General features: G+C 70.9%; 22 protein-coding genes. 12 read left to right on the top strand and 10 right to left on the bottom strand.

Features of this window, described 5'->3' with window-relative positions; genetic code table 11:
- Positions 1-7: 7 nt before the first annotated feature.
- From AB0H62_RS29075 to AB0H62_RS29055, 5 genes are all read right to left on the bottom strand, one after another.
- Positions 8-1,195 (bottom strand): FAD-dependent oxidoreductase, encoded by a 1,188-nt coding sequence (locus AB0H62_RS29075; protein ID WP_220240527.1) that lies wholly within the window; start codon positions 1,193-1,195, stop codon positions 8-10.
- Entirely contained in the window at positions 1,192-1,509 is a 318-nt protein-coding gene (locus AB0H62_RS29070; RefSeq protein WP_360589419.1) for a bifunctional 3-phenylpropionate/cinnamic acid dioxygenase ferredoxin subunit, read from the bottom strand. The genes AB0H62_RS29075 and AB0H62_RS29070 overlap by 4 nt, the downstream gene beginning before the upstream one ends.
- A gap of 226 nt (positions 1,510-1,735) precedes the next feature.
- Positions 1,736-3,394, bottom strand: coding sequence for a choline dehydrogenase (betA, locus tag AB0H62_RS29065; protein ID WP_360589417.1), 1,659 nt, complete (start codon positions 3,392-3,394; stop codon positions 1,736-1,738).
- Between the two features lie 14 nt (positions 3,395-3,408).
- The gene (locus tag AB0H62_RS29060; protein WP_220240530.1) at positions 3,409-4,986 is read right to left on the bottom strand and encodes an amino acid permease; all 1,578 of its coding nucleotides are present in this window, start codon (positions 4,984-4,986) and stop codon (positions 3,409-3,411) included.
- 55 nt (positions 4,987-5,041) lie between these two features.
- Positions 5,042-6,508, bottom strand: a complete 1,467-nt coding sequence (locus AB0H62_RS29055) for an aldehyde dehydrogenase family protein (RefSeq protein WP_360589415.1) — start codon at positions 6,506-6,508, stop codon at positions 5,042-5,044.
- Positions 6,509-6,705: 197 nt separating this feature from the next.
- On the opposite strand from AB0H62_RS29055, the gene AB0H62_RS29050 reads away from it, so the two are divergent.
- Both AB0H62_RS29050 and AB0H62_RS29045 read left to right on the top strand, forming a co-directional pair.
- Entirely contained in the window at positions 6,706-7,287 is a 582-nt protein-coding gene (locus AB0H62_RS29050; RefSeq protein ID WP_360589413.1) for a TetR family transcriptional regulator, read from the top strand.
- 263 nt (positions 7,288-7,550) lie between these two features.
- Positions 7,551-8,672, top strand: a complete 1,122-nt coding sequence (locus tag AB0H62_RS29045) for an aromatic ring-hydroxylating dioxygenase subunit alpha (RefSeq protein WP_360589412.1) — start codon at positions 7,551-7,553, stop codon at positions 8,670-8,672.
- Here the strand turns inward: AB0H62_RS29045 and AB0H62_RS29040 are convergent.
- On the bottom strand, positions 8,669-9,331 hold the full coding sequence (locus AB0H62_RS29040; protein ID WP_220240534.1) for a GntR family transcriptional regulator: 663 nt from the start codon (positions 9,329-9,331) through the stop codon (positions 8,669-8,671). The two genes, AB0H62_RS29045 and AB0H62_RS29040, sit on opposite strands and share 4 nt — an antisense overlap.
- A gap of 80 nt (positions 9,332-9,411) precedes the next feature.
- Here AB0H62_RS29040 and glyA point away from each other — a divergent pair, with 80 nt between their 5' ends.
- The 10 genes from glyA to AB0H62_RS28990 all read left to right on the top strand — a co-directional run bounded on the left by glyA (position 9,412) and on the right by AB0H62_RS28990 (position 21,203).
- The gene (glyA, locus tag AB0H62_RS29035) at positions 9,412-10,719 is read left to right on the top strand and encodes a serine hydroxymethyltransferase (protein WP_360589409.1); all 1,308 of its coding nucleotides are present in this window, start codon (positions 9,412-9,414) and stop codon (positions 10,717-10,719) included.
- Positions 10,716-11,948, top strand: a complete 1,233-nt coding sequence (locus tag AB0H62_RS29030; protein WP_360589407.1) for a sarcosine oxidase subunit beta family protein — start codon at positions 10,716-10,718, stop codon at positions 11,946-11,948. Before glyA ends, AB0H62_RS29030 begins: the two co-directional genes overlap by 4 nt.
- An 8-nt stretch (positions 11,949-11,956) precedes the next feature.
- On the top strand, positions 11,957-12,235 hold the full coding sequence (locus AB0H62_RS29025) for a sarcosine oxidase subunit delta (protein ID WP_220240537.1): 279 nt from the start codon (positions 11,957-11,959) through the stop codon (positions 12,233-12,235).
- A complete protein-coding gene (locus AB0H62_RS29020) occupies positions 12,232-14,865 on the top strand; it encodes a 2Fe-2S iron-sulfur cluster-binding protein (RefSeq protein WP_360589405.1) in 2,634 nt (877 codons plus the stop codon). Before AB0H62_RS29025 ends, AB0H62_RS29020 begins: the two co-directional genes overlap by 4 nt.
- Complete coding sequence (locus tag AB0H62_RS29015) at positions 14,855-15,445, top strand: sarcosine oxidase subunit gamma family protein (RefSeq protein WP_255638008.1); 591 nt, start codon at positions 14,855-14,857, stop codon at positions 15,443-15,445. Before AB0H62_RS29020 ends, AB0H62_RS29015 begins: the two co-directional genes overlap by 11 nt.
- Positions 15,430-16,272, top strand: coding sequence for a formyltetrahydrofolate deformylase (gene purU / locus AB0H62_RS29010; protein ID WP_360589403.1), 843 nt, complete (start codon positions 15,430-15,432; stop codon positions 16,270-16,272). Before AB0H62_RS29015 ends, purU begins: the two co-directional genes overlap by 16 nt.
- 13 nt (positions 16,273-16,285) lie before the next feature.
- Positions 16,286-18,730, top strand: coding sequence for an FAD-dependent oxidoreductase (locus AB0H62_RS29005; RefSeq protein ID WP_220240540.1), 2,445 nt, complete (start codon positions 16,286-16,288; stop codon positions 18,728-18,730).
- A gap of 27 nt (positions 18,731-18,757) precedes the next feature.
- Positions 18,758-19,222, top strand: coding sequence for a hypothetical protein (locus AB0H62_RS29000; protein WP_255638009.1), 465 nt, complete (start codon positions 18,758-18,760; stop codon positions 19,220-19,222).
- Positions 19,223-19,280: 58 nt separating this feature from the next.
- Complete coding sequence (locus AB0H62_RS28995) at positions 19,281-20,117, top strand: oxidoreductase (RefSeq protein WP_220240542.1); 837 nt, start codon at positions 19,281-19,283, stop codon at positions 20,115-20,117.
- A gap of 81 nt (positions 20,118-20,198) precedes the next feature.
- Positions 20,199-21,203: an alcohol dehydrogenase catalytic domain-containing protein gene (locus AB0H62_RS28990; RefSeq protein WP_220240543.1), complete on the top strand. Its 1,005-nt coding sequence runs from the start codon at positions 20,199-20,201 to the stop codon at positions 21,201-21,203.
- Between the two features lie 48 nt (positions 21,204-21,251).
- On the opposite strand, the gene AB0H62_RS28985 is transcribed toward AB0H62_RS28990, so the two are convergent.
- Genes AB0H62_RS28985 through AB0H62_RS28970 form a run of 4 tightly spaced genes read right to left on the bottom strand, consistent with a single transcriptional unit; the run spans position 21,252 to position 25,794 of the window.
- A complete protein-coding gene (locus AB0H62_RS28985; protein ID WP_360589400.1) occupies positions 21,252-22,688 on the bottom strand; it encodes a glycoside hydrolase family 3 N-terminal domain-containing protein in 1,437 nt (478 codons plus the stop codon).
- Between the two features lie 3 nt (positions 22,689-22,691).
- Positions 22,692-23,522, bottom strand: a complete 831-nt coding sequence (locus tag AB0H62_RS28980) for a carbohydrate ABC transporter permease (RefSeq protein WP_354880121.1) — start codon at positions 23,520-23,522, stop codon at positions 22,692-22,694.
- Positions 23,519-24,505: a sugar ABC transporter permease gene (locus tag AB0H62_RS28975; RefSeq protein ID WP_220240546.1), complete on the bottom strand. Its 987-nt coding sequence runs from the start codon at positions 24,503-24,505 to the stop codon at positions 23,519-23,521. The genes AB0H62_RS28980 and AB0H62_RS28975 overlap by 4 nt, the downstream gene beginning before the upstream one ends.
- Entirely contained in the window at positions 24,502-25,794 is a 1,293-nt protein-coding gene (locus tag AB0H62_RS28970) for a sugar ABC transporter substrate-binding protein (RefSeq protein WP_220240547.1), read from the bottom strand. Before AB0H62_RS28970 ends, AB0H62_RS28975 begins: the two co-directional genes overlap by 4 nt.
- Positions 25,795-26,310: the final 516 nt, after the last annotated feature.

The raw sequence follows: 26,310 nt of genomic DNA, 5'->3' as shown, positions 1-26,310 counted from the left end.
CCGCAGTTCAGGCCACGGGGGCGGGCCGCCGCAAGGCCTGGCGCCGCAACCGGGTGAACTGCTTGGCACTGTTGAGGGCGAAGACCCCGACCGTCACTCCATTGCGCTGGTAAGTCGCCACGAACGCGGGGTCGTCGGGGCCGCCCTCGGTGAACACGACCTCGTCACCGGGCTCGGGGTGGCCGGCGAGCTGCAGGGTGCCCTCGTACTGGTCCGACCAGACGTAGCCGCTCGGCGTGTAGTGCCGGGTGGTGGTGCCGGCGAGCAGATTCGCGACGGCGACACCGGCTTGCTCGCTCGCGTTGGTCCAGTGCTCGTGCCGGTGCCGCCGCCCGATTTTCTCCGACGGGTGGGCCGCCGACCGGTAGGCCGCGACGTCGCCGGCCGCGACCACGTTGGGCAGCGCGGTGACGAGCCCGCTCGAGACGTGCACGCCGTTGTCCACCTCGAGGCCCGAACCGGCCAGCCACTCGGTCGCGGGCACCATGCCGATGCCGACGACGACCACGTCGGCCGACAGTTCCTCACCGCCCACGAGCCGGACGCCGGTCACCCGCCCGCCCGCGGTCACGAGCTCGTCGACGGCGGCGCCGCAGCGCAGGACCGTGCCATGGCGATCGTGCAGCCGCGAGCACACCTCGGCCAGCTGTGGCCCCAGCACGCGTTCGAGCGGCGTGGCCAGCGCTTCGAGCACGGTGACGTCGAGACCGAGCGCGCGGCAGGTGGACGCGACCTCCGCCCCGATGAACCCGGCGCCCACGATCACCACCCGCGCGCCCGCCACCAGTTCGGCGCGCAGGGCCAGCGCGTCGTCCAGCGTCCGCAGCACGTGGACCCCGGCGACGCCCTCCGTGCCGGGCAGCGTCCGCGCGCGCCCGCCAGTGGCGAGCACGACGCCGTCCACCGCCAGGTCACCGCCGTCGGAGAGCACGAGCCGGCCGGCGGCGGCGTCGAGCCGTTCCGCCCGGGTGCCCAGCCGCAGCTCCAGCGACGCCGTGTCGTCGGCGTCGAGCAGGTCCAGCGACTCCCTCTCGGCGGTGCCGGCGAGGAAGGCCTTCGACAGCGGTGGCCGGTCGTAGGGCAGGTGCGGTTCGGCCCCGACGAGCACTACCCGGCCGTCGAACCCCTGCGCGCGCAGCTCCTGCGCGGCTCGCGCCCCGGCGAGCGAAGCGCCGACGATCGCGACGCTTTTCACGCGGCATCCTCGGCGCGCTCCGCCTGCACGTAGATCACGCCACCGTCGACGAGCACCTCGTACGTGCGCACCGGCTCCTTCGCGGGCAGGCATGACGGCATCCCCGTCCTCAGGTCGAACAGTGCCGCGTGCAGCGGGCATTCGACGAAGCAGCCTTCAAGCCAGCCGTCGGCCAGGGACGCGGCCTGGTGGCTGCACGTGTCGCCGATCGCGTAGAGCTCGCCGTCGGCGTTGAACACCGCGATCGGCTCGGGCCCCGCGATCCGGACGGATTCGCCGGGGGACAGTTCGTCCACTGTGCACGCGCGCAGCATCTGGGCCTCCGGGAGGAGCTGGGGTGTGCTTTTGATGGGGTGCTTTTGATGGGCATCGTGTTGCGTATGGGGGAACGCAGAACGCGATACGCAACAAGTCTGAGTGCGCGGCTGGGGCGCCGTCAAGAGGTGTCCGGGGTCCGATCGGGGCGGATTTTGTGGCCTGTTCCCGGGCACGCCGCAGACCCGTGCGCCGGGTGGGCGCACGGGTCCGGCAGACCGGCGGCTACGCGGGACTGTGGCGGTAGAAGGGCTGCTTGATCGGGGCGAGCGGGGTGTTGCCGAGGATCAGGTCCGCGGACTTCTCGGCGGCCATCATCACCGGCGCGTAGATGTTGCCGTTGGGGATGTAGGGCAGCACCGACGCGTCGACCACCCGAAGGCCCTCGATGCCGTGCACGCGCATGCTGCCCGGGTCCACCACGGACAGCTCGTCCACGCCCATCTTCGCGGTGCACGAGGGGTGCAGCGCGGTCTCGGCGTCCTTGGCGACCCAGTCGAGAATTTCCTCGTCGGTCTCCACAGCCGGCCCGGGCGAGATCTCACCGCCGTTGAACGGGTCGAGCGCGCTCTGGTTGAGGATCTTGCGCGCCACCCGCACGGCCTCCACCCACTCGCGGCGGTCGTTCTCCGTGGACAGATAGTTGAACCGCAGCGCCGGGTGCTCGCGCGGATCGGTGGAGGTGATCTTCACCGTTCCGCGGGTGTCGGCGTACATCGGCCCGACGTGCACCTGGTAGCCGTGCCCGCCCGCCGGCACGGAGCCGTCGTAGCGGATGGCGATGGGCAGGAAGTGGAACATCAGGTTGGGGTAGGCCACCGCGTCGTTGCTGCGGACGAACCCGCCACCCTCGAAGTGGTTGGTGGCCGCGGGTCCCGAGCGCAGGAACAGCCACTGCGCACCGATCCACGGCCGCTTCCACTTCGCGAGCGAGGGCTGCATCGACACCGGCTGCTTGCACGCGTATTGGATGTAGACCTCGAGGTGGTCCTGCAGGTTCTCCCCGACGCCCGGCAGATCGCGCACCACGTCGATGCCCAGGTTCTCCAGCTCGGCCGCGTCGCCGACGCCGGAGAGCTGCAGCAATTGCGGCGTGTTGATCGCGCCGCCGCACAGGATGATCTCCTTGCCGTACACCTCCCCGGGCGCGCCGCGGCCCTGCGCGTACTCGACGCCGATCGCGCGGGTGCCGTCGAAGAGGATCTGCGACACGAACGCATGGGTCTTCACGGTGAGGTTCTTCCGGTTCAGCACCGGGTGCAGGTACGCGCGGGCGGCCGAGAGCCGCCGTCCCTTGCGGACGTTGCGGTCGAAGGCGGCGAAACCCTCTTGCCGGTAGCCGTTCACGTCGTCGGTACGCGGGTAACCGGCCTGCACCGCGGCGTCGAAGAACGCCTCGAACAACGGGTTGGTCGCCGGGCCGCGTTCCAGCTCGAGCGGGCCGTCGTGGCCGCGCCACGGCCCGTCGGGCGCGTCGGCGAGGCAGTTCTCCATGCGGCGGAAGTACGGCAGGCAGTGGGCGTAGTCCCACTCGGACATGCCGGGGTCGCCCGCCCAGCGCTCGTAGTCGAGCGGGTTGCCGCGCTGGAAGATCATCCCGTTGATGCTGCTGGAACCGCCGAGCACCTTGCCGCGCGCGTGGTAGATCCGCCGCCGGTTCATGTGGGGCTCGGGTTCGCTGCGGTAGCCCCAGTCGTAGTACTTGCTGCCGATGGGGAATGTCAGCGCGGCGGGCATGTGGATGAACACGTCCCACTTCGCGTCTTCGCGGCCGGCTTCGAGGACCAGCACCTTCGTCGCGGGGTCGGCGGAGAGGCGGTTGGCGAGCGCGCAGCCCGCGGACCCGCCGCCGACGATGACGAAGTCGTAGGTCTCGGTACTCATGTCTCCTCCTTCTCTCAGCCGGTCACGGAACCGGGCGCCGGGGTGTCCGGCTGGTGTTCGGGGCTCGTGTGCGCGGCCGCCCAGTGCCGCCGGCGGACCCACAGCAGGACCCCGCCGACGAGCACGATCAACGCGGTGATGAGCACGGCACCCCACTGGAAGTACCAGTGGTCGTCGCCGTAGACCTCGGCCCGCGGCCAGATCAGGTTGATCGTCATGCCGGCGCCGTAGAGCACCGCGACGAAGTTCACGAGCGTGCCCCAGCGGCCGAGCTTGAAGTACGGGCCGTGCTCGGGGCGCGGCCACTGCCCGCGCAGGCGGCGCACCAGCATCGGGCCGGTGACCATCAGGTAGGGGATGTAGAACAGGATGATCGCCGTCGAGGTGAGCACGAAGAACGCGCGCTGGTTGCCGAGGTTGATCAGCAGCACCACGACCGTGAGCCCGCCGGTGATCAACGCCGGCAGCACCGGCGTCTTCGAGCGCGGCGACACCTTCGCCAGCGCCTTGCTGAACGGCAGCCGCCCGTCGCGGGCCATCGCGAAGGTCATGCGGATCGCGGCGGTCTGCACGGCCAGGCAGCACACCGTGATCGCGATGGCCGAGCAGATCAGGAACGCGTCGCCGAGACCGGTGCCGAGCGTGCTCTTGAGCAGGTACGGCATGCCGGACGTGGAGAGCTCCTCGGCGTTCAGGTCGCCGACGGCCATCATTCCGACGAGCATCATCAGCCCGCCCACGATGAACGCGGCCGTGATCGCGCGGATGATCGCTCGTGGCGCGTGCTTGCGCGGCTGCGTGGTCTCCTCCGCGAGCGAGCCCGCGGTGTCGAAGCCGTAGAACACATACGCGCTCATCAGCGACGCGACCAGGAACGCCCCGAGGTACCCGAGCGACTGGCCGTCGCCGGTGCCGTGGGTGTCGAACACCAGCCCTGGGCCGCGTTTGATGTGCACAGCCAGCGCGATGATCAGCAGGACGCTAGCGCCGAGCTCCACGGCCACGCCGAAGTTGTTGATCTTCGCCATGAGCTTCACGCCGATGATGTTCACGATCGTCGCGAACACCACGAGCACGAGCGCGAGGATGATCGCGTTCTGCGCGCCACCGGGGGTGGAGGTGAGGCCGGCGTCGGAGTCGCTGCCGACGATCTGGAACGCCGTGGAGACCTGCGGCAGGATGATCTGGTAGGCCACCGCGACGGCCGCGGCCGTCACGATCGCGCCGATGATCATGATCCAGCCCGCGAGCCACGATGTCGCCGGTTTCGCGATCTGCTTGGCCCACTGGTACACCGAACCGGCGAGCGGGAACTGCCCGGCCAGCTCGGCGAAGCACAGCGCCACGGCCAGCTGGCCGATGAACACGAGCGGCCAGGTCCAGATGAAGGCTGGGCCGCCCGAGCCGAAGCCGAAGAAGAACAGCTGGAACACGCCGGTCATGATCGAGATGTAGCTGAACCCGGCGGCGAAGCTGGAGAAGGAGCCGAGTGAGCGCTCGAGTTCCTGGCGGTACCCGAACTTGGCGAGCTCGGAGCTGTCGGAGTGGTCCCCGGCGGACCCCCCGCCCGCCGGCTTGGATCGTGTGGTCATGGTTCGTCGTCCTCAAAGGTGGTGGGGCGGGGGATCAAGGGGGTGCGCGAGCGGATCAGCCTTTGAACCAGCGCTGCGGTACGGGGTCGATGTTGTGGTAGACGTGCTTGGTCTCGCGGTACTCCGCCAGCCCCGAGGGGCCGAGCTCACGGCCGATGCCCGACCGGCCGAACCCGCCCCACTCCGCCTGCGGCAGGTAGGGGTGGTAGTCGTTGATCCACACGGTGCCGTGGCGCAGCGCCCCGGCCACGCGCTGCGCCCGCCCCGCGTCCGACGTCCACACGGCACCCGCGAGCCCGTAGTCGGTGTCGTTGGCCACCGTGATCGCCTCGGCCTCGTCGGTGAACCGCTCGACGGTCACCACTGGCCCGAAGACCTCCTCCCGCACCACCGCCATGTCGCGGGTGCAGCCGGAGAACACGGTGGGGCGCAGGAAGAATCCCCGCTGCAACGCGGGATCGTCAGGCCGGGCGCCGCCCGCGCGCAGCTTCGCACCCGCCTTGACGGCGCCGGCGATGTAGCCCTCGATCTTCGCGCGGTGCTGTTCGGACACGAGCGGGCCCGCTTCGCTGGCGGGGTCGAGCCCGTCGCCGATGCGGATCCGGTCGGCCCGCGCGGCGAGCTCGGCGACGAAGCGGTCGTGCACGCCGTCCTGCACGATCAGCCGCGCGCCCGCCGAGCAGACCTGTCCGGAGTGGACGAACGCGGCGGCCAGCGCGTAGTCCAGCGCGGTCTCGAAATCGGCGTCGTCGAACACCACGTTGGGGTTCTTGCCGCCCAGTTCGAGGGCCACGCGCCGGACGCCGCGCGCGGCCGCGGCCATGATCTTCTCGCCCGTGGCGAGCCCGCCGGTGAAGGACACGAGGTCGACGCCGGCGTGCTCCACCAGGGCCGCGCCGACCGCACCCGGGCCGAGCAGCAGGTTCACCACCCCGGGCGGCACGCCCGCTTCTTCGGTGAGCGCGACGAGCCGGATCGTGGACAGCGGCGTGACCTCGCTCGGTTTGAGCACGGTGGTGTTCCCCGCAGCCAGCGCCGGGGCGAGCTTCCACGACATCTGCAGCAGCGGGTAGTTCCACGGTGCGATAAGCGCGCAGACACCCACCGGTTCGTGCGTGATCCGGCTGATCGCGCGCGGGTCGCCGGTGTCCACCACGCGCCCGGCGTCGTGCGCGGCCAGGGCGGCGTAGTAGCGGAAGACCGCGGTGACGTCGTCGATGTCGATGCGGCCCTCGGCCAGCGTCTTGCCGGTGTCGAGCGTTTCGGTGCGGGCCAGGTCCTCGCGGTCGCGCTGCAGCAGCGCGGCGATGCGGGTGAGCAGGTCCGCGCGGTCGGCCGCGGTCGTTCTTCGCCAGGGCCCGGCGTCGAACGCCCGGCGGGCCGCGGTCACGGCGGCGCCGACCTCGGCGGGACCTGCCACGGCCACGGTGGCCAGCACTTCGCCGTTGGCGGGGTTGAGCACTTCCGAGCGCGCCTCGTCGGCGGTTTCGGTCCAGATTCCGTCGATGTGGAGGTCCTTCATCAGGCCTTCCCAAGCAGCTCGCGGAGCCTTTTGCCACGCGGGGTGTGACGCGCGGCACTTCGAGTGCGTACATTTGTACGCTAAGCGTGTACACATGTCCACAACGAGTTCTCGGCGCCGACACCGGGCGTTCGCACCAGGCCGTGCGACGATCAGCGGTGCCCGACGAGACCGGTGAGTGAAGGAGCTTGGCGGCGATGACGACGCGTGACACCGCCGGGCGCAGGAAGCTGCGCGGCCCCAACGACCCCGAGCGGCGCGCCCGGATCGCGAAGGCGGCGATCGAAGTCGTGGCCGAACGCGGCATCGACGGGCTGACCCATCGCGCGGTCGCGGCGGCGGCCGGGGTGCCGCTCGGTTCCACGACCTACCACTTCGCGACGCTCGACGACCTGCTCGAGGTGGCGCTGCACGAGGCCGCCGCGAGCAACGTGCGCGAGCTTCAGGAGTGGGAGCAGGCGCTCGACCCGGAGGCCGATTTCGCCGCGGCGCTGGCCGATCTGGTGATGGGCTACATCCACGAGCTCTACCCGCACACGGTCGTCGAGTACGACCTCTACGTCGCCGCCCTGCACCGGCCGCGGCTGCGGCCGGCGAGCGCCGCGTGGGACGACGCCCTGATCAAGTTGTTCTCCACTCGCACCGACCCGCTCACCGGCCGGTTGCTCGCCGGGCTGTTCTGCGGCCTGCTCATGCAGGCGGCACTGGCCGACCCACCGCCGACCCGGCCGGAGATCGAAGCGCTCTTCCGTCGCGCCATCGAGGGCCCCGCGGCCTGACGGGCTTTCGTTGGGGTAAAGCCGAAACCGCTTCCGTGCACCAGGTTCGCGGCGGCGTCCGGTAATCGGGTGACGCGAAAATCCCGTCCTTGACAGCGCCGGTCGAGCGCCCGCATTGTGTTCCGGAGAGAGCAACCCGCTGCGTCCTGCGCAACATCAACGCCGGTGGTGTCTCTCCCGTGACTTCTGCCGTTTTCGCGCCCGGCACCTCCCGCATCGAGCCGGCCCGCACCGACCGTCCCGCCCCGAGAGGAGCACCGCCGGTGACCACCACCGACCTCCCGCAGAGCCTCCTGCCGACGCTGTCCGGCCGCCACTACACCGACCCGGAGATCTTCGCCCGTGAGCAGGAGCGGATCTTCGAGACGGACTGGTTCTGCGCCGTGCGCACCGCGGACCTGCCGACCGCGGGGACGTTCGAGACCGTGCAGATCGGCCGCGAGAGCGTGCTCGTCGCCCGCGGCCCCGACGGGAAGGTGAACGCGTTCCTCAACGTGTGCCGCCACCGCGGCGCGCGCCTGTGCACCGATGCGCGAGGGCAGGTGAAGCGGGCGTTCCAGTGCATGTACCACGCGTGGACCTACGGCCTCGACGGCAAGCTCATCGCCGCGCCGAACCTCACCGGCATGCCCGACGTCGACCGCACCGAGTACGGGCTCACGAAGCTGGCCGTGCGCGAGTGGCTCGGCTACGCGTGGGTGTGCCTGGCCGAGGAACCGCCGTCGTTCGAGGCCACGGTGATGGCCGACGTCTCGGACCGGCTCGGCGGGCCGGGGGAGATCGAGGCGTACGGGCTCGACGGGCTCGCGCTCGGCCGGCGCATCGAGTACGACGTGAAGGCCAACTGGAAGCAGATCATCGAGAACTTCATGGAGTGCTATCACTGCGCGACGATCCACCCGGAGCTCACCGAGGTGCTGCCGGAGTTCGCCGACGGCTACGCCGCGCAGTACTACGTGGGCCACGGCGCGAAGTTCGGCGAACAGATCGCCGGGTTCACCGTGGACGGCAGCGCCGGCGTCACGCGGCTGCCGGGCGTGGGGGAGCACCAGGACCGCCGCTACTACGCGATCACCATCCGGCCGCAGGTGTTCGTGAACCTCGTGCCGGACCACGTGATCCTGCACCGGATGTTCCCGCTCGCCCCGGATCGCACGCTCGTGGTGTGCGACTGGCTCTACCTGCCCGAGGTGGTGGAGTCCGGAGCGGACCTCGACCGCTCGGTGGAGCTGTTCCACCGCGTGAACCTGCAGGACTTCGAGGCGTGCGAACGGTGCCAGCTCGCGATGGACTCGCGTTCCTACGCCCGCGGCGGGGTGCTGGTGCCGAGCGAGCACCACATCGGCGCGTTCCACGACTGGGTCCGCGCGCGGACCGAAGGTTAGATCAGCGCGCGGATCGCCTGTTCGAACCCGGTCACGTGGTCGAGTGTGAGGTCGGCGGCCTTCTTCGCGTCGCCCTCGATGATCGCCGTGAGCAGCGGCAGGTGCTCGTTCACGTGGCCGGCCATGCCGCGCAGGCGCGGCAGGAACACACACCAGATGCGGGTGGCGAGGTTGTCGTAGTGGATCAGGGTGTCCTCGAGGAACGGGTTGTGCACGCAGCCGTAGATCGCGCGGTGCAGTTCGAGGTCGGTGCGCAGCAGTTCGGTGTTGTCGGCCGGGTTCGCCGTGTCGAGCTGCTCGCGCAGCACCGTGAGGCCGGCGCGGTCGGCGTCCGACGCGCGCTCGGCCGCGGCTGCCGTCGCCATCGGCTCCAGGGTGCGGCGCACCTCGGAGATGTGCGCGAGGTCGGAGATGTTCACGTCGGTGGCGAACGTGCCGCGGCGCGGGTAGGCGACCACGAGGTGCTCGGTCTCGAGGCGTTTGAGCGCCTCGCGCACGGGCGTGCGACCCATGCCGAGCGTGCTGCCGAGCCAGTCTTCGTTGATCGGGTCGCCCGGTTTGATGTCGAGCATGACGAGGCGGTCGCGGATGAACAGGTAGGCCTGTTCCGCGAGTGACGGGCCGCTGACCGGGATCGGGCTGTTGACCTGGGTGCTCACCCCGCCTACCCTACATCGAAGATTGATATATCAGAAGTCGACCAGCCAGTTCTGAGTCCAGCGAACGGAAGCAGGCAGGAATGACCTCGACGATCGGGGAAGCGGGCGCCGTGCTCGGCCGCTCCCTGCAGGACTTCGACCCGGACGTGGCCGCCGCGATCGGCGCGGAGCTGCGCCGCCAGCAGTCGATGCTGGAGATGATCGCCAGCGAGAACTTCGCGCCCACGGCGGTGCTGCAGGCCCAGGGCTCGGTGCTCACCAACAAGTACGCCGAGGGCTACCCCGGCCGGCGCTACTACGGCGGGTGCGAGCACGTGGACGTGCTTGAGAACCTGGCGCGCGAGCGCGTCAAGGAGCTCTTCGGCGCCCGCTTCGCGAACGTGCAGCCGCACTCGGGCGCGCAGGCCAACGCCGCCGCCATGGCCGCGCTGCTCAAACCCGGCGACCGCATCCTCGGCCTCGCGCTCGCGCACGGCGGGCACCTCACGCACGGCATGCGGATCAACTTCTCCGGCCTGCTCTACGAAGTCTCGGCCTACGAGGTGTCCGAAAAGGACTTCCGCGTGGACCTGGCCGAGGTCGCGCGGCTCGCGCGGGAGCACCGGCCGAAGCTGATCATCGCCGGCTGGTCGGCCTACCCGCGGCAGCTGGGCTTCGCGCGGTTCCGCGAGATCGCCGACGAGGTGGGCGCGTACCTGATGGTCGACATGGCGCACTTCGCCGGCCTCGTGGCCGCCGGGCTGCACCCGTCGCCGGTGCCCCACGCGCACGTCACGACCACGACCACGCACAAGACCCTCGGCGGCCCGCGCGGCGGCGTCGTGCTGACGAACGACCCGGAGCTGGCGAAGAAGGTGAACTCCGCGGTATTCCCCGGCCAGCAGGGCGGCCCGTTGGAGCACGTGGTCGCGGCGAAGGCGGTGGCGTTCAAGATGGCCGCCGAACCGGAGTTCGCCGAACGCCAGCAGCGGACGTTGCGCGGCGCGAAGCTGCTCGCCGACCGGCTGCTGGCCGAGGACACCACGGCGGCCGGCATCTCCGTGCTGACCGGCGGCACCGACGTGCACCTGGTGCTGGCCGACCTGCGCGACTCCGTGTTGGACGGAAAGCAGGCCGAGGACCGCCTGCATTCGGTGGGGATCACGGTGAACCGCAACGCCGTCCCGTTCGACCCGCGGCCGCCGATGGTCACCTCGGGCATTCGCATCGGCACCCCGGCGCTGGCGACGCGCGGCTTCGATGACGACGAGTTCCGGGAGGTCGCGGACATCGTGGCCACAGCGTTGCTGCCTGGTTTCGACGAAACCGTCGCGGAGAAGCTGCGCGCCCGCGTGGCTGCGCTCACCGCGAGGTTCCCGCTGTACCCGGACTTGGAGGCCCCGCAGTGAACCCGACGGCCCCCGGCGCCGACCTGCCCGAACACCCGGACTTCCTCTGGGACAACCCGGAGCCGAAGCGGTCCTACGACGTCGTCGTGGTCGGCGGCGGGGGCCACGGCCTCGCCACCGCCTACTACCTCGCGAAGGTCCACGGCATCACCAACGTCGCCGTGCTGGAGAAAGGCTGGCTCGCGGGCGGCAACATGGCCCGCAACACCACCATCATCCGGTCCAACTACCTCTGGGACGAGAGCTCCGGCATCTACGAGCACTCGCTGAAGCTGTGGGAAGGCCTGGAGGAGGACCTCGGCTACCCGATCCTGTTCAGCCAGCGCGGCGTGCTCAATCTCGCGCACAGCCTGCAGGACGTGCGGGACAGCGTTCGCCGCGTCGAGGCCAACAAGCTCAACGGCATCGACGCCGAGTGGGTCGACGCGGCCGGGGTCAGGGAGATCTGCCCGATCGTCAACACCTCGCCCGACGTGCGGTACCCGGTGCTGGGCGCCACCTACCAGCCGCGCGCGGGGATCGCGAAGCACGACTACGTGGCGTGGGGTTTCGCCCGCGCGGCCGCCGCGCTGGGTGTCGACCTCATCCAGGACTGCGAGGTCACGGGCATCGAGACCACGGCCGGCCGCGTGACCGCGGTCAACACGACGCGGGGCCGGATCGCCGCCGGCAAGGTCGCGTTGTGCGCCGCCGGGCACTCGTCGGTGGTCGCGCAGATGGCGGGGTTCGACCTGCCGCTGGTGTCGCACCCGTTGCAGGCACTCGTGTCGGAGCTGCTCGAACCGGTGCATCCGACCGTGGTCATGTCGAACGCCGTGCACGTGTACGTGTCCCAGGCGCACAAGGGCGAGCTCGTGATGGGCGCCGGCATCGACTCCTACGCGGGCTACGGCCAGCGCGGCGCGTTCCACATCATCGAGGACCAGATGGCCGCCGCGCTGGAGCTCTTCCCGGTGTTCGCGCGGGCGCACCTGCTGCGCACGTGGGCCGGGATCGTGGACGTCACGCCCGACGCGTCGCCGATCGTCGGCCTCACCCCCGTGGAGAACCTCTTCGTCAACTGCGGCTGGGGCACCGGCGGGTTCAAAGCCACGCCCGGCGTCGGCGACTGCTTCGCCCACACCGTGGCGAAGGGCAAGCCGCACCCGTACGCCGAGCCGTTCACCCTCGACCGGTTCACCACCGGCGCCCTCGTCGACGAGCACGGCGCCGCCGCCGTCGCCCACTAGGAGCTCCCGTGCAACTCATCCCGTGCCCGTGGTGCGGTCCCCGCGAGGAGACCGAGTTCCACTACGGCGGCCAAGCGCACGTCGCCTACCCGCAGGACCCGGCCGCACTGTCCGACGAGGACTGGGCGAAGTTCGTGTTCTTCCGCGCCAACCCCAGCGGCCCGCTGCCCGAGCGGTGGACCCACAGCGCGGGCTGCCGCCGGTGGTTCAACGCCGTGCGCGACACCCGCACCCACGACCTCCTGGCGGTCTACCGCCTCGACGAGCCCAGGCCGGTGATCCCGTGACCCGATTGCCCGACCGCGGCGTCGTCGACCGCGCCGCACCGCTGAAGTTCACGTTCGACGGCCGGGAGCTGACCGGCTTCCGCGGCGACACCCTCGCTTCGGCCCTGCTCGCGAACGGCGTGCACCAGGTGGCCACGAGCATCAAGTACGGGCGCCCGCGCGGCATCCTCGCGGCCGGCGTCGAGGACGCGACCGCGCTCGTGCAGATCGAAGCGCCGTTCCCGGAGCCGATGCTCAGCGCGACCACCGTCGAGTTGTACGACGGCCTGGTCGCCCGCGGCCTGCCCGGTCAGGGCAAGCTCGCCGCCGAGCCCGACCCGGCCCGCTACGACGCCAAGCACATCCACTGCGACGTCCTGGTCGTCGGCGCCGGGCCGGCCGGGCTGGCCGCCGCGGCCGGCGCCTCCGGACGAGTGCTCCTGGTCGACGACCAGCCCGAGCCGAGCGGTGCGATCCCCGACGGCGTCCGGTTCCTCTCCCGCACGACGGCGTTCGGCGTGTACGACGACGGGTTCGTGCTGGCGCTGGAACGACGCGGCGAGAACGCGGCCCCCGAGCGGATCTCGCGCCAGCGCGTGTGGCGGATCCGCGCGAAACGGATCGTGCTCGCGACCGGCGCGCACGAGCGGCCCGTGGTGTTCCCGGACAACGACCGGCCCGGCATCATGCTCGCCGGCGCGGCGCGGACGTACCTGAACCGCTACGGCGTGCTCGCCGGGCGACGCGCGGTCGTGTTCACCACCAACGACAGCGCCTACGCGGCGGCTTTCGACCTCGCCGACGCCGGTGCGGAGATCACGGTGATCGCCGACGCGCGGGACACCGTGTCCGCTCGCCTGGGCGAAGACGCCGCGGCGCGGGGGATCGAAATCCGGACCGGGCACGGGGTCGTCGGCACCGCCGGGGGTGACCGCATCACATCGGCGGTCGTCGCGGAACTCGGGGCCACGCAAGGGGATCGCTTCGCCTGCGACCTGCTGCTCGTGTCCGGCGGCTGGAACCCGGCCGTGCACCTGTTCAGCCAGGCTCGCGGCACTCTGCGCTACGCACCCGAGCTCGGCGCGTACATCCCGGACGGTGACCTGCCGGCCGTACGCGTGGTCGGCAGCGCGGCGGGGGAAGGCCTGCCGGAGGCGAAGGTGCTGTGGCAGGTGCCGGCGGCGGAGTCCGAAGTGGACACCCGATTCGTCGACCTGCAGCGCGACGCCACCGTGTCCGACGTCCTGCGCGCGACCGGCGCCGGCCTGCGGTCGCTGGAGCACGTGAAGCGCTACACGACCATCGGCACCGCGCACGACCAGGGCAAGACGTCCGGGCTGCTCGCCGCGGGCATCACCGCCGAGGCGCTCGGGTGGGACCTGGCCGGGCAGCGGCCGACGACGTTCCGCCCGCCCTACACCTCCGTGTCGTTCGCCGCGCTGGCCGGGCGCAACCGCGGCGACCTGCACGACCCGGTGCGGGTGACGGCGCTGCACCCGTGGCACGTCGAGCACGGCGCGGAGTTCGAGAACGTCGGCCAGTGGAAGCGGCCGTGGTACTACCCGCGGCCCGGGGAGGACCTGGAAACGGCCGTGCTGCGTGAATGCCGCGCCGCCCGTACCGGCGTCGCGCTGATGGACGGCTCCACGCTGGGCAAGATCGACGTGCAGGGCCCGGACGCCGCGGCGTTCCTCGACCTGCTTTACACGAACCTGATGAGCTCGCTCAAGGTCGGCCGCATCCGCTACGGAGTGATGTGCGGGGTCGACGGCATGGTCATCGACGACGGCACCGTGATCCGCGTGGCCGAGGACCGGTTCCTCGTCACCACGACCACCGGCAACGCGGCGATGGTGCTGGAGTGGATGGAGGAGTGGCTGCAGACGGAGTGGCCGCACCTGCGCGTGTTCGCCACGTCGGTGACCGAGCACTGGGCCACGATCCCGCTCGTCGGCCCGCGCTCCCGCGCCGTGCTCGCGAAGGTGGCGCCCGGGCTTGACGTGGCGAACGACGCCTTCGGGTTCATGACCTGGCAGGACGCGGTGGTCGCCGGAATCGACGCCCGCGTCTGCCGGATCAGCTTCTCCGGTGAGCTGGCGTACGAGATCAATGTGCCCTCGTGGTACGGGATCACGCTGTGGGAAGCGCTGCTGACGGCCGGCGCCGAGGACGGGATCACGCCGTACGGCACGGAAACCATGCACGTGCTGCGCGCCGAGAAGGGCTACCCGATCATCGGCCAGGAGACCGACGCGACGGTGACCCCGCAGGACCTCGGCATGAGCTGGGCCGTGTCGAAGAAGAAGCCCGACTTCCTCGGGAAGAGGTCCTTCACGCGTGCGGAGAACCTGCGGCCCGACCGCAAACAGCTCGTCGGCCTGCTGCCGCAGGACCCGGCCGTGCTGCTGCCGGAGGGTTCGCAGCTCATCGAGTCCGACCACGTGCCCGAGCCGCCGGTGCGCATGCTCGGCCACGTGACGTCGAGCTACCGCAGCACCGCGCTGGGCCGCACGTTCGCCCTCGCGCTCGTGCGGTCCGGGCGGGAACGCGTCGGCCAGACGCTGTACGTGCCGGTCGGCGAAGCCGTGGTGCCGGTGACCGTGACGGAATCCGTGCTGTTCGACAAGGAGGGGACCCGTCGTGACGGCTGACCTGATGCGCCGTGCCCCGTTCGCGGACCACGCGGCCGCGCTGGCCGCCCTCGCGCCCGCCGTGATCGCGGAGGAACGGCCGTTCCTGACGCAGCTCACCGTGCGGGTGCGCGAAGGCCATGACGCCGTGGGGGAGCTGCTCGGGGTGCCGTTGCCGGCCCAGCCGTGCACCTTCACGTCCGGCCGCGGGCCGTTCGGCGCCGTGGACGTGCTGTGGCTGGGGCCGGACGAGTACCTGGTCCTCGCCGGACCCGGCGCGGTGACCGAGACGGATCTGCGGCCGGCGATCGTGGTCGGGGCGGTGACCGATACGTCGGCGCAGCGCACCACCGTCCGGCTGGCCGGGCCGGCGGTGCGCGACGTGCTCGCGCACGGCTGCGCGATCGACCTGGACCCGGCAGTGTCGCCGCCCGGGACCTGCGTGCAGACGTTGCTGGCCCGCACCGGAATCGTGCTGCTGGTCCGCGAGGCCGGTGAGTTCACCGTGCTCGTGCGCCAGTCCTTCGCGCGCTACTTCGCCGCGTGGCTGGCCGACGCCGCCACCGAGTACACCGAGGAGGCACCGTGGCCTTCACGCTGACACTGAAGTGTCCCGAGCGCGCGGGCATCGTCCACGCCGTCACCACGTTCCTGATGGAACGCGGGTGCGACATCGTCGAGCACCAGCAGTTCGACGACGACGTGCGCGGCTCGCTGTTCCTGCGCACCTCCTTCACCTGTTCCGTGCCGGCCACTGTGGACGATCTCCGGCGAGCGTTCGTGCCGGTGGCCGGTGACTTCGGCATGGAGTTCGAGTTCGCCGACGGTACGGCGCCGCGGGTGCTGGTGATGGTGTCGAAGTTCGGGCACTGCCTCAACGACCTGCTGTTCCGCTGGCGCGCCGGCAGCCTGGGCGCCCGGATCGCGCTCGTGGTGTCGAACCACGAGGACCTGCGCCCGATGGTCGAGGCCGCCGGGGTGCCGTTCGAGCACGTGCCGGTGACTCCCGCGACGAAGGCCGGAGCCGAGCAGCGGCTGCTGGACCTGCTGTGGGAACACGAGATCGACCTCGTCGTGCTCGCCCGGTACATGCAGGTGCTCTCCGACGAGCTGTGCGGCAAGCTCGCGGGCCGCGCGATCAACATCCACCATTCGTTCCTGCCGGGGTTCAAGGGCGCGAAGCCGTACCACCAGGCCTACGACCGGGGCGTGAAGTACGTGGGCGCGACCGCGCACTACGTGACGCCCGACCTCGACGAGGGCCCGATCATCGAGCAGGAGGTGCAGCGCGTGGACCACACGTACTCGCCGCGGGAACTCGTCACCGTCGGGCGGGACGCCGAGGCGCTCGCCCTGTCGCGAGCGGTCCGCTGGCACAGCCAACGCCGCGTCCTGCTCAACGGCAACAGCACCGTCGTCTTCCGGTAAGGAGTGTCTTCTCATGACCCGAGTCGTGATCATCGGCGCCGGCATCGTGGGCGCCAACCTCGCCGACGAGCTCACCGCGCGCGGCTGGACCGACGTCACCGTGCTGGATCAGGGGCCGCTGCCGCTGACGGGCGGCTCCACCTCGCACGCGCCCGGTCTCGTGTTCCAGACCAACCCGTCGAAGACGATGACCGAGTTCGCGCGCTACACCGTCGAGAAGTTCAGCGGCCTGGAGGTCGACGGGCTGCCGTGCTTCAACCAGGTCGGCGGCATGGAGGTGGCGAGCACACCGGCGCGGTGGCACGACCTGCACCGCAAACACGGCTGGGCCACGTCGTGGGCCGTCGAGGCGCACCTCATCGATGTCGACGAGTGCGTGCGGCGCTGGCCGTTGCTCGACGGCTCGCGGATCCACGGCGCGCTGTACGTGCCGACCGACGGGCTGGCGAAGGCGTCGCGCGCGGTCGTCGCGCTGGCCCGCCGTGCCGAATCGCGGGGCGCGCGGTTCGTGGGCTCGACGAAGGTGACCGGGCTGAAGCAGGCCGGCGGCCGGGTGACCGGCGTCGAGACGGACCACGGTGAGTTCTCCGCGGACGTCGTGGTCTCGTGCGCCGGGTTCTGGGGGCGCGAACTCGGTGCGCTGGCGGGGATGTCCGTGCCGCTGCTGCCGCTCGCGCACCAGTACGTGAAGACGGGTCAGGTCGCGGAGCTGGTGGGCTGCAACACGGAGACGAGCGAGGCGAGCCTGCCGATCCTGCGCCACCAGGACCAGGACCTGTACTTCCGGGAGCACGTGGACCGGCTCGGTATCGGCTCGTACGCCCACCGGCCGATGCCCGTCGAGCCCAGCGGCGTGGACGGCGAGGTGACGGAGTCGTCGATGCCCTCGATGCTGCCGTTCACCGACGAGGACTTCGCGCCGTCGTGGGAGGAGAGCAAGCGGCTGCTGCCCGCGCTCGGCCGCACGAAGGTCGAGGAGGGGTTCAACGGCATCTTCTCCTTCACTCCCGACGGTGGGTCGCTGGTGGGGGAGTCGGAGCACGTGCGCGGGTTCTGGATCGCCGAGGCGGTGTGGGTGACGCATTCGGCCGGCATCGCGAAGGCCGTGGCGGAATTGCTCGTGCACGGTCGTTCGGAGACCGATCTGCACGAGGTGGACGTGCACCGGTTCGAGGAGGTGCAGCTCGCGCCGGAGTACGTGAGCGAGACCTCGCAGCAGAACTTCGTGGAGATCTACGACGTGCTGCACCCGTTGCAGCCCAAGCTTTCGCCGCGCGACCTGCGGGTGAGCCCGTTCAACGTCCGGCAGCGCGAGCTGGGCGCGGTGTTCCTGGAGGCGGGCGGCTGGGAGCGGCCGCACTGGTTCGAGGCCAACGCGCCGCTGGTGAAACGCCTGCCGCACGAGTACCTGCCGCCGGCGCGCGACGCGTGGGCGGGGCAGTTCCACTCGTCGATCGTGGCGGCGGAGGCGTGGCACACGCGCAACGGGGTGGCGCTGTACGACATGACGCCGCTCAAGCGCGTGGAGGTGAGCGGGCCGGGCGCGCTGGCGTTCTTGCAGGGGCTGACGACGAACCAGCTCGACAAGTCCGTGGGTTCGGTGACCTACACGCTGATGCTCGACGATGCCGGTGGCGTGCGCAGTGATGTCACGGTGGCGCGGCTGGAGCCTTCGGTGTTCCAGGTCGGGATCAACGGGAACATCGATGTCGCGTACCTGAACTCGCTGGTGCCTGACGGGGTCCGGGTCCGGGACATCACCGGGGGCACGTGCTGCGTCGGCGTGTGGGGACCGCTCGCGCGCGACCTGGTGCAGCCGTTGTCGGCGGAGGACTTCTCGCACGCGGGACTCAAGTACTTCCGAGCGCGCTCGGCGCGGATCGCCGGGGTGCCGGTGACGGCGATGCGACTGTCCTATGTGGGCGAGCTCGGCTGGGAGATCTACACCTCGGCGGACAACGGCCTGCGGCTGTGGGACGCGTTGTGGGCGGCGGGACAGGAGCTCGGCGTGATCGCGGCCGGCCGGGCGGCGTTCAACAGCTTGCGCCTGGAAAAGGGCTACCGGCTGTGGGGCACCGACATGACCACCGAGCACGATCCGTACGAGGCCGGAGTCGGGTTCGCCGTTCGCCCGGCGAAAGGTCCGTTCTCGGGACGGGAGGCGATCGAGGGCCGTTCGGAGGAGACGGCCGCGCGGCGGTTGCGGTGCCTGACCGTGGACGACGGGCGGACGGTGGTGCTGGGCAAGGAACCGGTGTTCGTCGACGGTGCTGCTTCGGGTTACGTGACCAGTGCGGCGTACGGCTACACGGTCGGGCGGCCGATCGCGTACGCGTGGCTGCCGGGGACCGTCGGCATCGGCGACGCGGTGGAGATCGAGTACTTCGGGCGGCGGGTCGCGGCGACGGTGGCCGCGGAGCCGTTGGTCGACCCGGGTATGGAACGAATTCGGCGCTGAGAGGGGATTTCCGTGCGGGATCAGATCATGAGCGAGTTCCTGAAGTCCCTGGCGACGCCGCCGGTGGGGTCCGCGGTGCCGGCCGGCGGGACCGTCGCGGCCCTCGCGTTGGCTCAGGCAGCGGCCCTGCTGACGCGCACCGGCGGCGGCGATGGCGGCAGTTGGCTGCACGGGCTGCGGCTGGCCGAGCAGGACGCGTTCGCGGTGCGGACGTCGGATCTCGACGCCTGGCGGCCTCCGGCGGACGTGATCACCGCGGCGGCCTCTGTGCTGGCGACGGCCGAACGGCGGCTGCCCGAGGTGAGCGGCGCGGCGCTGCTCGACGTGGCGGCCGCGGCGGAGGCGGTGCGCTCGGCCGTGGTGATCGCGCGGGTGGCGATCGAGAGCCGCACGGGTTCGGTGCCGGCGCTGGAGGTGGACGAACTCGTGTCGCGGGCGGAGCGGATCACGGAGGCGGTGCGGAGTGGCCTAACTAACCAACTGGTTGGTTGACGAACGTCCGGGATCGGTGTCTGATGGAGAGGTAGGCACGAACTCCCGGAAGGCACTCATGTCCAAGACCTGGCTCATCACCGGCAGCTCCCGCGGCTTCGGGCGGGAGCTGGCGAAAGCAGTCCTCGACCACGGCGACCGGCTCGTCGCGACCGCTCGCAAGCCCGAACAGCTCGACGACCTCGTCGCCCAGTACGGCGACCGCGTGCGCGCCATCGCCCTCGACGTCACCGACCCGGCGGCCGCCCGCGCGGCCGTGCAGGCGGCGGTGGACGCGTTCGGCTCGCTCGACGTCGTGGTGAACAACGCCGGCTACGCCAACTCCGCACCCATCGAAGAAATGTCCGACGACGACTTCCGCGCCCAGGTGGACGCTAACTTCTACGGCGTCGTCAACGTCACCAAGGCCGCCCTGCCGATCCTGCGTGCCCAGCGCTCGGGGCACGTCGTGCAGTTCTCGTCGGTCGGCGGCCGCGTCGGCGGATCGCCCGGCATGGGCGCGTACCAGGCCGCGAAGTTCGCGGTCGAGGGCTTCTCGGAGGTGCTGGCCAACGAGGTCGCCCCCTTCGGCGTCAAGGTCCTCATCATCGAGCCCGGCGCGTTCCGCACCGACTGGGCCGGCTCGTCCATGCGCGTCGACCCGGTGACCCCCGACTACGACGAAACCGTCGGCGCGATGAACCGCCGCCGCACCGACTCCGCCACCTGGCCCGGCGACCCCGCCCGCGCCGCCAAGATCATCGTCGACGTCGTCGACCACGCCGCCCCGCCCCGCCGCCTCCTGCTGGGCGCCGGCGCGGTGGAACTGGCCGCACGGTCTTCGGCGGAACGCGCGGCTGAGGCCGAGAAGTGGGCCGACGTGAGCCGCTCGGCGGACTTCCCTCCGGGCGAGTGATTTCCGGCCCTTCGAAGGACCCGCGGCGCCGGCGCGGAGCACTAGCATCGGTCGCATGAGTCGACGTGCTGGGCCGAACCGGTGAAGGCCTTCGTCGTCACCGGGCCCGGCGAGGCCGGGGTGGCCGAGGTGCCGGAGCCGGTCGCGGTGATGGGCGAGGTCGTGGTGGCCGTGGAGCGCGCGGGGGTGTGCGGTACGGACTTCGAGTTCTTCACCGGCGAGATGCATTACCTCGGCGACGGCCAGGCGCGCTACCCGATGCGGATCGGGCACGAGTGGTGCGGCACCGTGGTCGAGACGGGTGAGGGCGTGCATCCCGCGTGGGTGGGGCGGCGGGTCGTCGGCGACACGATGCTCGGGTGCGGCCACTGCCGGCGGTGCCGCAACGGCCACCAGCACGTGTGCGCGGACCGGCAGGAAGTCGGGATCCGCGGTGGGCGGGCCGGGGCGCTGGCGGAGAAGATCGCGGTGCCGGTGACGTCGCTGCACGAGCTGCCCCCGCACCTCGACCCGACGGCGGGCGCGCTGGTCGAGCCGGGCGGGAACGCGCTGCGGGCGGCGCAAGCCGCGTTGGGCGAGAAGGACGGCATGCGGGTCGCGGTCTACGGGCCGGGCACGATCGGGCTGCTCACCGCGATGTTCCTGCGCGCGGCCGGCGCCGAGGTCCACCTGGTCGGCGCCACGGCCGACTCGATCGCCTTCGCGCGTGAGCTGGGGTTCTCCGCGGCCGCCGAGCCACCTGCGTCGCCGGTGGACGCGGTCGTGGACGCCACCAGCGACCCGGCCGTCCCGGCGGCCGCGCTGGAGCTGGTGGAGCCGTCGGGCCGGATCGTCTACATCGGACTCGCCGGTGAGCCCAGCGGGATCGACACGCGGCTGCTGGCCCTCAAGGACGTGACCGCCGTCGGGATCCTCAGCGCGTCGCCCGGCCTCGAGGCGGCGATCGACCGCTACGCCGACGGGGATGTCGACCCGCGGCCGATCGTCGCGGCGACGGTCGGGCTCCACGAGGTCGCCGACGTCTTCGCCGGACGCCGCCCGCCGGGCGCGGGGCCGAAGATCCTGGTCGACCCGAACCGGACGTGAAGGCCGGTCCGTGGGCATGGGTCGGGGGACCGCGCCCACGGACCGGGGTCAGGCGAGGTACTCCGCGGCCGCGCGCAGGCTCACGTACGAGCCGCTGAACGTGTCGATCCGCGGCCCCGTGCTCGACGGTCCGGGCACGCCGGTCTCGACGCGGATGTAGTCCACATCGGACAGTTCCGCGAGGAACGCGAGCACCGCCGGGTGCCGGTGTGCCTCGCGCGTCACCACGACCACGCTCGCGAAGTCACGAGCCTCCGAACGCACGGACACGGCGTCCGCCGGGGACACCGTCAACGCGCGGGTGCCCGGCACCAGTTCCGTCAGGTGCGGGCCCAGGCCCCACGGCATCGGCCCGGCCGCGATCGTCGGGTCGGTGCTCACGTCGACGACCAGCGGCGCACCCACCAGCCGCGGCGAGCCCTGGATCCGCAGGGCCGCGCGAGCCGCCGAGAGGCCCAGCGCGTAGTCGACCGGCTGCGGCTCGGCGGGCGTCGGCGAGGTGCCCAGCGCCGCCGTCCGGGCGGCCGCGTCCGCGAGCCGTTCCGCGGACAGCGTCCCGTCCGAAACCGCGGCCACGATCGCAGAGGTGATGGCGTCCAACGTGTCCGCCTCGAACGCCGCCCCGCCGATGCACAACGCGTCCGCGCCCGCGGCCAGCGCGCGGACAGCCGCGCCGCCGAGCCCGTCGTGCCGGCCGTAGGAGCCGGAGACCGCGCCCATCTCCAGCGCGTCTGTGATCACCGCGCCGTCGAAGCCCAGCTCGCCACGCAGCACCTCGGTGAGCGCGACACGGTTCAAAGTCGCCGGTTCGTCGCCCCACGCGCGGACCACCAGGTGGCCCGACATGATCGACCGCACGCCCGCCGAGATCGCCGCGGCGAACGGCACGAGCTCGATCTCCCGCAGTTCGTCGACCGTCCGCGGCAGCACAGGCAGCGAAACGTGCGAATCCTCCGTCGCCGCACCATGGCCGGGGAAGTGCTTCGCACACGCGGCCACGCCGTACTTCTGCAGCCCCGTCACGAATGCCGCGACGTGCGGCGACGCTTTCGCCGGGTCCGACCCGAACGCGCGGACCCCGATGATCGGGTCCTCCGCCGCGAGCGTGAGGTCCGCGCACGGCGCCAGGTTCACCGTCACGCCGCACGCGGCCAGCCGCTCGCCGAGCGCCGCCGCGACCGCCGTGGTGAGCTCCGGGTCGTCGGCCGCGCCCAGCGCGAGCGGGCCGGGCACGAACGAGCCGGTGTTCACGTCGAGGCGGGTGACGTCGCCGCCCTCCTCGTCGATGCCGACCACCACGTCGTCGCGTTCGGCCCGCAGCGCCGAGGTCAACGCCGCCACCTGCTCGTCGTCGACCACGTTGCGCCCGAACAGGATCACGCCGCCGAGGCCCTCGCCCAGGCGCCGCCGCAACCAGTCCGGCGCCGTCGTGCCCGCGAAACCGGGCAGCAGCACCGCTTCCGCCCAAGCCCGAGGATCAGTCATCGCTCACCCCTTCACCGCGCCGGCGGTCAGGCCGGACACCAGCTTGCGCTGCACGATCAGGAAGAAGATCAGCGCCGGCACCGCGTACACCGCCGAAGCCGCCATGATCGCGCCCCAGTCGACCGAGAACGCGGTCCTGAACGACGAGAGCCACACCGGCAGCGTCTGCTTGTTCGGGTCGTGGATGAACACCAGCGCGAACAGGAACTCGTTCCACGCGGTGATGAAGCTGAACACCGAGGTGGTCACCAGCCCCGGCCCGAGCAGGGGCAGCGTCACGCGGCGGAACGCGCCCGCGCGGCTGCAGCCGTCGATCATGGCCGACTCTTCGAGGTCGTACGGGATGCCGTTGATGAAGCCGTAGAGCATCCAGACGGTGAAGGGCAGCGACGTCGCGAAGTACACCAGCAGCAGCGAAGGCAGCGTGTCGAGCAGCCCGATGTCACGCATCAGCAGGTACATGGGAATGAACAGCGCCGAGAGCGGTGCCAGCTGCGCGACCAGGATCAGCAGCAGGAACCCCTTGCGCCCGCGGAAGCGGAACCGCGCGAGCGGGATCGCCGCCAGCACCCCGACCACGAGGGCCGCGATCACGGCGCCGAGGGTGACGATGAGGCTGTTGGTCAGGTACGTCACGAACCCCGGCTTGGTGAGCGCGGAGACGAAGTTCTCGAGCGTTGCCGAGGAGGGGAGCAGGTCGTACTTCGGCGAGAGCACCTCGCCGGGCGTCTTCAGCGACGTGGTGAACATCCAGTACGTCGGGAAGAAGAACACCAGCGCGATGAGCACGCCGACCACCGAGAGCGTGATCCGCTGGGTCAGGGACTTCTTCACGCGAGTTCACCGTCCTTCGAGCGCACCAGCAACTGCACGTAGCGCGCGGTGACCAGCAGCAGGATCACCAGCATGATCGTGGCGATGGCCGCGGCCGAGCCGAAGTGGCTGCCCGCGATGCCTTTGAGGTACTGCAGGATCGCGAGCGTCGTGCTCGCGCCGTCGGGCCCGCCCTGGCGGATGGCCCAGATCTGGCCGAACATGTTGAAGTCCCACAGCACCGACAGGAACGTGACCATCGTCAGGATCGGGCGGATCGCGGGCCAGCTGACCGCGCGGAACGTCTGCCACGGCCCGGCACCGTCGATGCCGGCGGCCTCGTACTGCTCGCGTGGCACGCCGATCAGGCCCGCGTAGAGCGTGAACGCCACGAACGGCGCGGCTTGCCACAGCACCAGCAGCCCGACGACCGTCATCGTGCTCGCGCCGGTGGAGAACCACGAGTAGCCGATGAACGAGTGGAACCCCAGCCGGTCCAGCGTCTTGTTCAGGATCCCGTACTGCTGGTCGAAGATCCACTGGAACACCGTGGTCGTCGCGATCACCGGCACGGCCCAGGCGAGCACGAGCGAGATCTGCAGGAGGATCCGGACCACCGGGTTGAGGTGGCGCATGAGCACCGCGATGACCAGCGCGACCAGCAGCGTGGCGGCCACAAGCAGGGCGGTGAACACGATGGTCCGGACGGCGACCGCCCAGAAATCCGGGTCCGTCAGCTCCTCGGTGTAGTTGTCGAACCCGACCCACACGGCCTTGCCGGTCACCAGCTCGTGCAGGTCGAGCTTGCGCAGGCTGATGCCGAGCATCTGGATCGTGGGCCAGCCGAGTAGCACCAGGACGGCGACGAGGGCGGGCAGGAGCAGCAGGTAGGGCGTGGCCCGCTCGCCGAACCCACCCCGGCGCCGCGGTTTCGCGGGAGTGACGCGCGCCGATGCCGGCGGGGTGGCCCCCGCCGGCATCGGCACGTCTTTGGTGGCGGTCATCCGCCGATGATCTTGTCGAGGGCGGCGTTGGCGTCAGCCGTGGCCTGGTCGATCGACTTCTTCCCGGTCAGGTACGCCGTCAGCATGTCCTTCAGCGGGTTCTGGCCCGACTCGACCTCGCCCCACTTCGGGCTGGTGGGCACCGCGCGGCCGTTCTTCGAGGCCTTCGCCATCACGCCGCCGAGCGGGTCCTTGTCCAGGGCGCTGGTGTCGGTCGAGGTGCCCGGCACGTAGCCGGCGGCGGCCATCTGGCTCATGTACTTGGTGCTGGTGAGCAGCTTCAGGTACTCCTTGGCGAGGTCCGCGTGCTTGCTGTTGAGCGGGATCACCAGGTTCGAGCCGCCGAGGAACACCGGGGCCGTCTGGCCGGCGGTCTTGCTCGGGATCGGGAACGCGCCGGTCTTGTCGGTGATGCTCGGGTCGGTCTTCGCGGCCGTGGCGACCTCGCCCGGCGTGCCGATGAACATCGCGACCTTGCCGCCGCCGTAGATGCCGGCCTGCTGCGGCGTGGCCTCGTCGTTGTCCTTCGGCGCGGTGGTGCCGGAGGCGTCCACGAGCTGCTTGTAGAACTCGAGACCCGCCTTCGCGCCGGCCGAGTCGAGCGTCGACTTGAAGCCCTTGCCGTCGGCCTGGGCGACGTCGCCGCCGTTGTCCCAGATGAACGACAGCAGGGTGTACCAGTACTGACCTGGCAGGTAGAGGGGCTGGAAGTCCTTGTCGCTGCCGAACTTCGCCTTCAGCTTGGCGATGTCGTCGAGCCACTCCGCGTTCGAGGTCGGCGGTGCGGTGATACCGGCCTGCTCGAACATGTCCTTGCGGTAGAGGACCTCGCGGTTGGCGGCGTAGAACGGCACGCCGTAGGTCTTGCCCTCGAACTCGCCCGAGGCCTTGAGCCCGGTCAGCCACTGCGCGCCGTTGAAGCTGTTGACGTCGGCGGAGAGGTCGGTGAGCACCTCGTCGGAGGCGAACGCCGGGGTCTGGGTGTTGCCGACCTCGATCACGTCGGGCGGGGTGTCACTCGCGAGCGCGGTGGTCAGCTTCTGCTGGATGCCGTTCCACGGCTGGATCTGGTAGTTGACCTTGACCCCGGCGTGGGCAGCCTCGAACTCCTTGTTGAGGGCACCCGTGAGGCTGTCCGGCGCGGAGCCGTCCATGAGCCAGACCGTGAGCGTGCCACCGTCCGAACCACCCGAGCCGGACGCGGTGTCACCGCCGCCCGAACCGGCACACCCGGCTGTCGCGAGGGTGAGGGCGGCGGCACCCGCCGCCAGTTTGAGCCAGCGCTTCACTTGTCTGTCCTTTCGGTGTCCGGCCCCCAGGCCGGTCGAGTGACAAATGGTGTAGACCAATGTTGAGCAGAGTGGTCCGGACCACAGCTGGTGTCAAGCCGGTTGCCAAGACGTTGTAAACGCGACGGGGAGTTTGACGCTGCGTGTCCGGCCGGTTACCAGCATGCGGCGCAAAAGCGCAGGTGGCGCACCGGAAAACCTTTACCGGGCAGGGTTTGTCTCGCCGTGGCGGTTGTTCGTGAAGACCTCGCCGGACCGCGGGATGCGGACAGAAGCTGTCCGCGAGACGGGGCGCGACCCGGTCCAGTGGTACGGGCTGGTCCGCCTGAAGGGCGGACGGCGCGAAATCGGCGAGGCTCGGACAGAGCCGAGAGCGGACATCGGCCCCGCGAGCGTACGGAAGCCCGCGATCGAGGTCCGGGTGGGCGACTCCCGCTGGCCGGGACACCGCGAAAACGAGTGCTGCTCAAGGCGTTGACACACGAAAAGGCCCCGCCCGGCGGGTGCCGGGCGGGG

This window comes from Amycolatopsis sp. NPDC050768 (genome assembly GCF_040654155.1).
Classification (GTDB): Bacteria; Actinomycetota; Actinomycetes; order Mycobacteriales; family Pseudonocardiaceae; genus Amycolatopsis.
The sequence above is the reverse complement of the archived record's forward strand: the minus strand, read 5'-3'. Positions and strand labels throughout refer to the sequence as shown.

Coding starts and splice junctions, on each gene's coding strand:
- AB0H62_RS29070 (WP_360589419.1), bottom strand. CDS start 1,509: ATGCTGCGCGCGTGCACAGTGGACGAACTGTCCCCCGGCGAATCCGTC.
- betA (WP_360589417.1), bottom strand. CDS start 3,394: ATGAGTACCGAGACCTACGACTTCGTCATCGTCGGCGGCGGGTCCGCG.
- AB0H62_RS29060 (WP_220240530.1), bottom strand. CDS start 4,986: ATGACCACACGATCCAAGCCGGCGGGCGGGGGGTCCGCCGGGGACCAC.
- AB0H62_RS29055 (WP_360589415.1), bottom strand. CDS start 6,508: ATGAAGGACCTCCACATCGACGGAATCTGGACCGAAACCGCCGACGAG.
- AB0H62_RS29050 (WP_360589413.1), top strand. CDS start 6,706: ATGACGACGCGTGACACCGCCGGGCGCAGGAAGCTGCGCGGCCCCAAC.
- glyA (WP_360589409.1), top strand. CDS start 9,412: ATGACCTCGACGATCGGGGAAGCGGGCGCCGTGCTCGGCCGCTCCCTG.
- AB0H62_RS29005 (WP_220240540.1), top strand. CDS start 16,286: ATGACCCGAGTCGTGATCATCGGCGCCGGCATCGTGGGCGCCAACCTC.
- AB0H62_RS29000 (WP_255638009.1), top strand. CDS start 18,758: ATGAGCGAGTTCCTGAAGTCCCTGGCGACGCCGCCGGTGGGGTCCGCG.
- AB0H62_RS28995 (WP_220240542.1), top strand. CDS start 19,281: ATGTCCAAGACCTGGCTCATCACCGGCAGCTCCCGCGGCTTCGGGCGG.
- AB0H62_RS28985 (WP_360589400.1), bottom strand. CDS start 22,688: ATGACTGATCCTCGGGCTTGGGCGGAAGCGGTGCTGCTGCCCGGTTTC.
- AB0H62_RS28975 (WP_220240546.1), bottom strand. CDS start 24,505: ATGACCGCCACCAAAGACGTGCCGATGCCGGCGGGGGCCACCCCGCCG.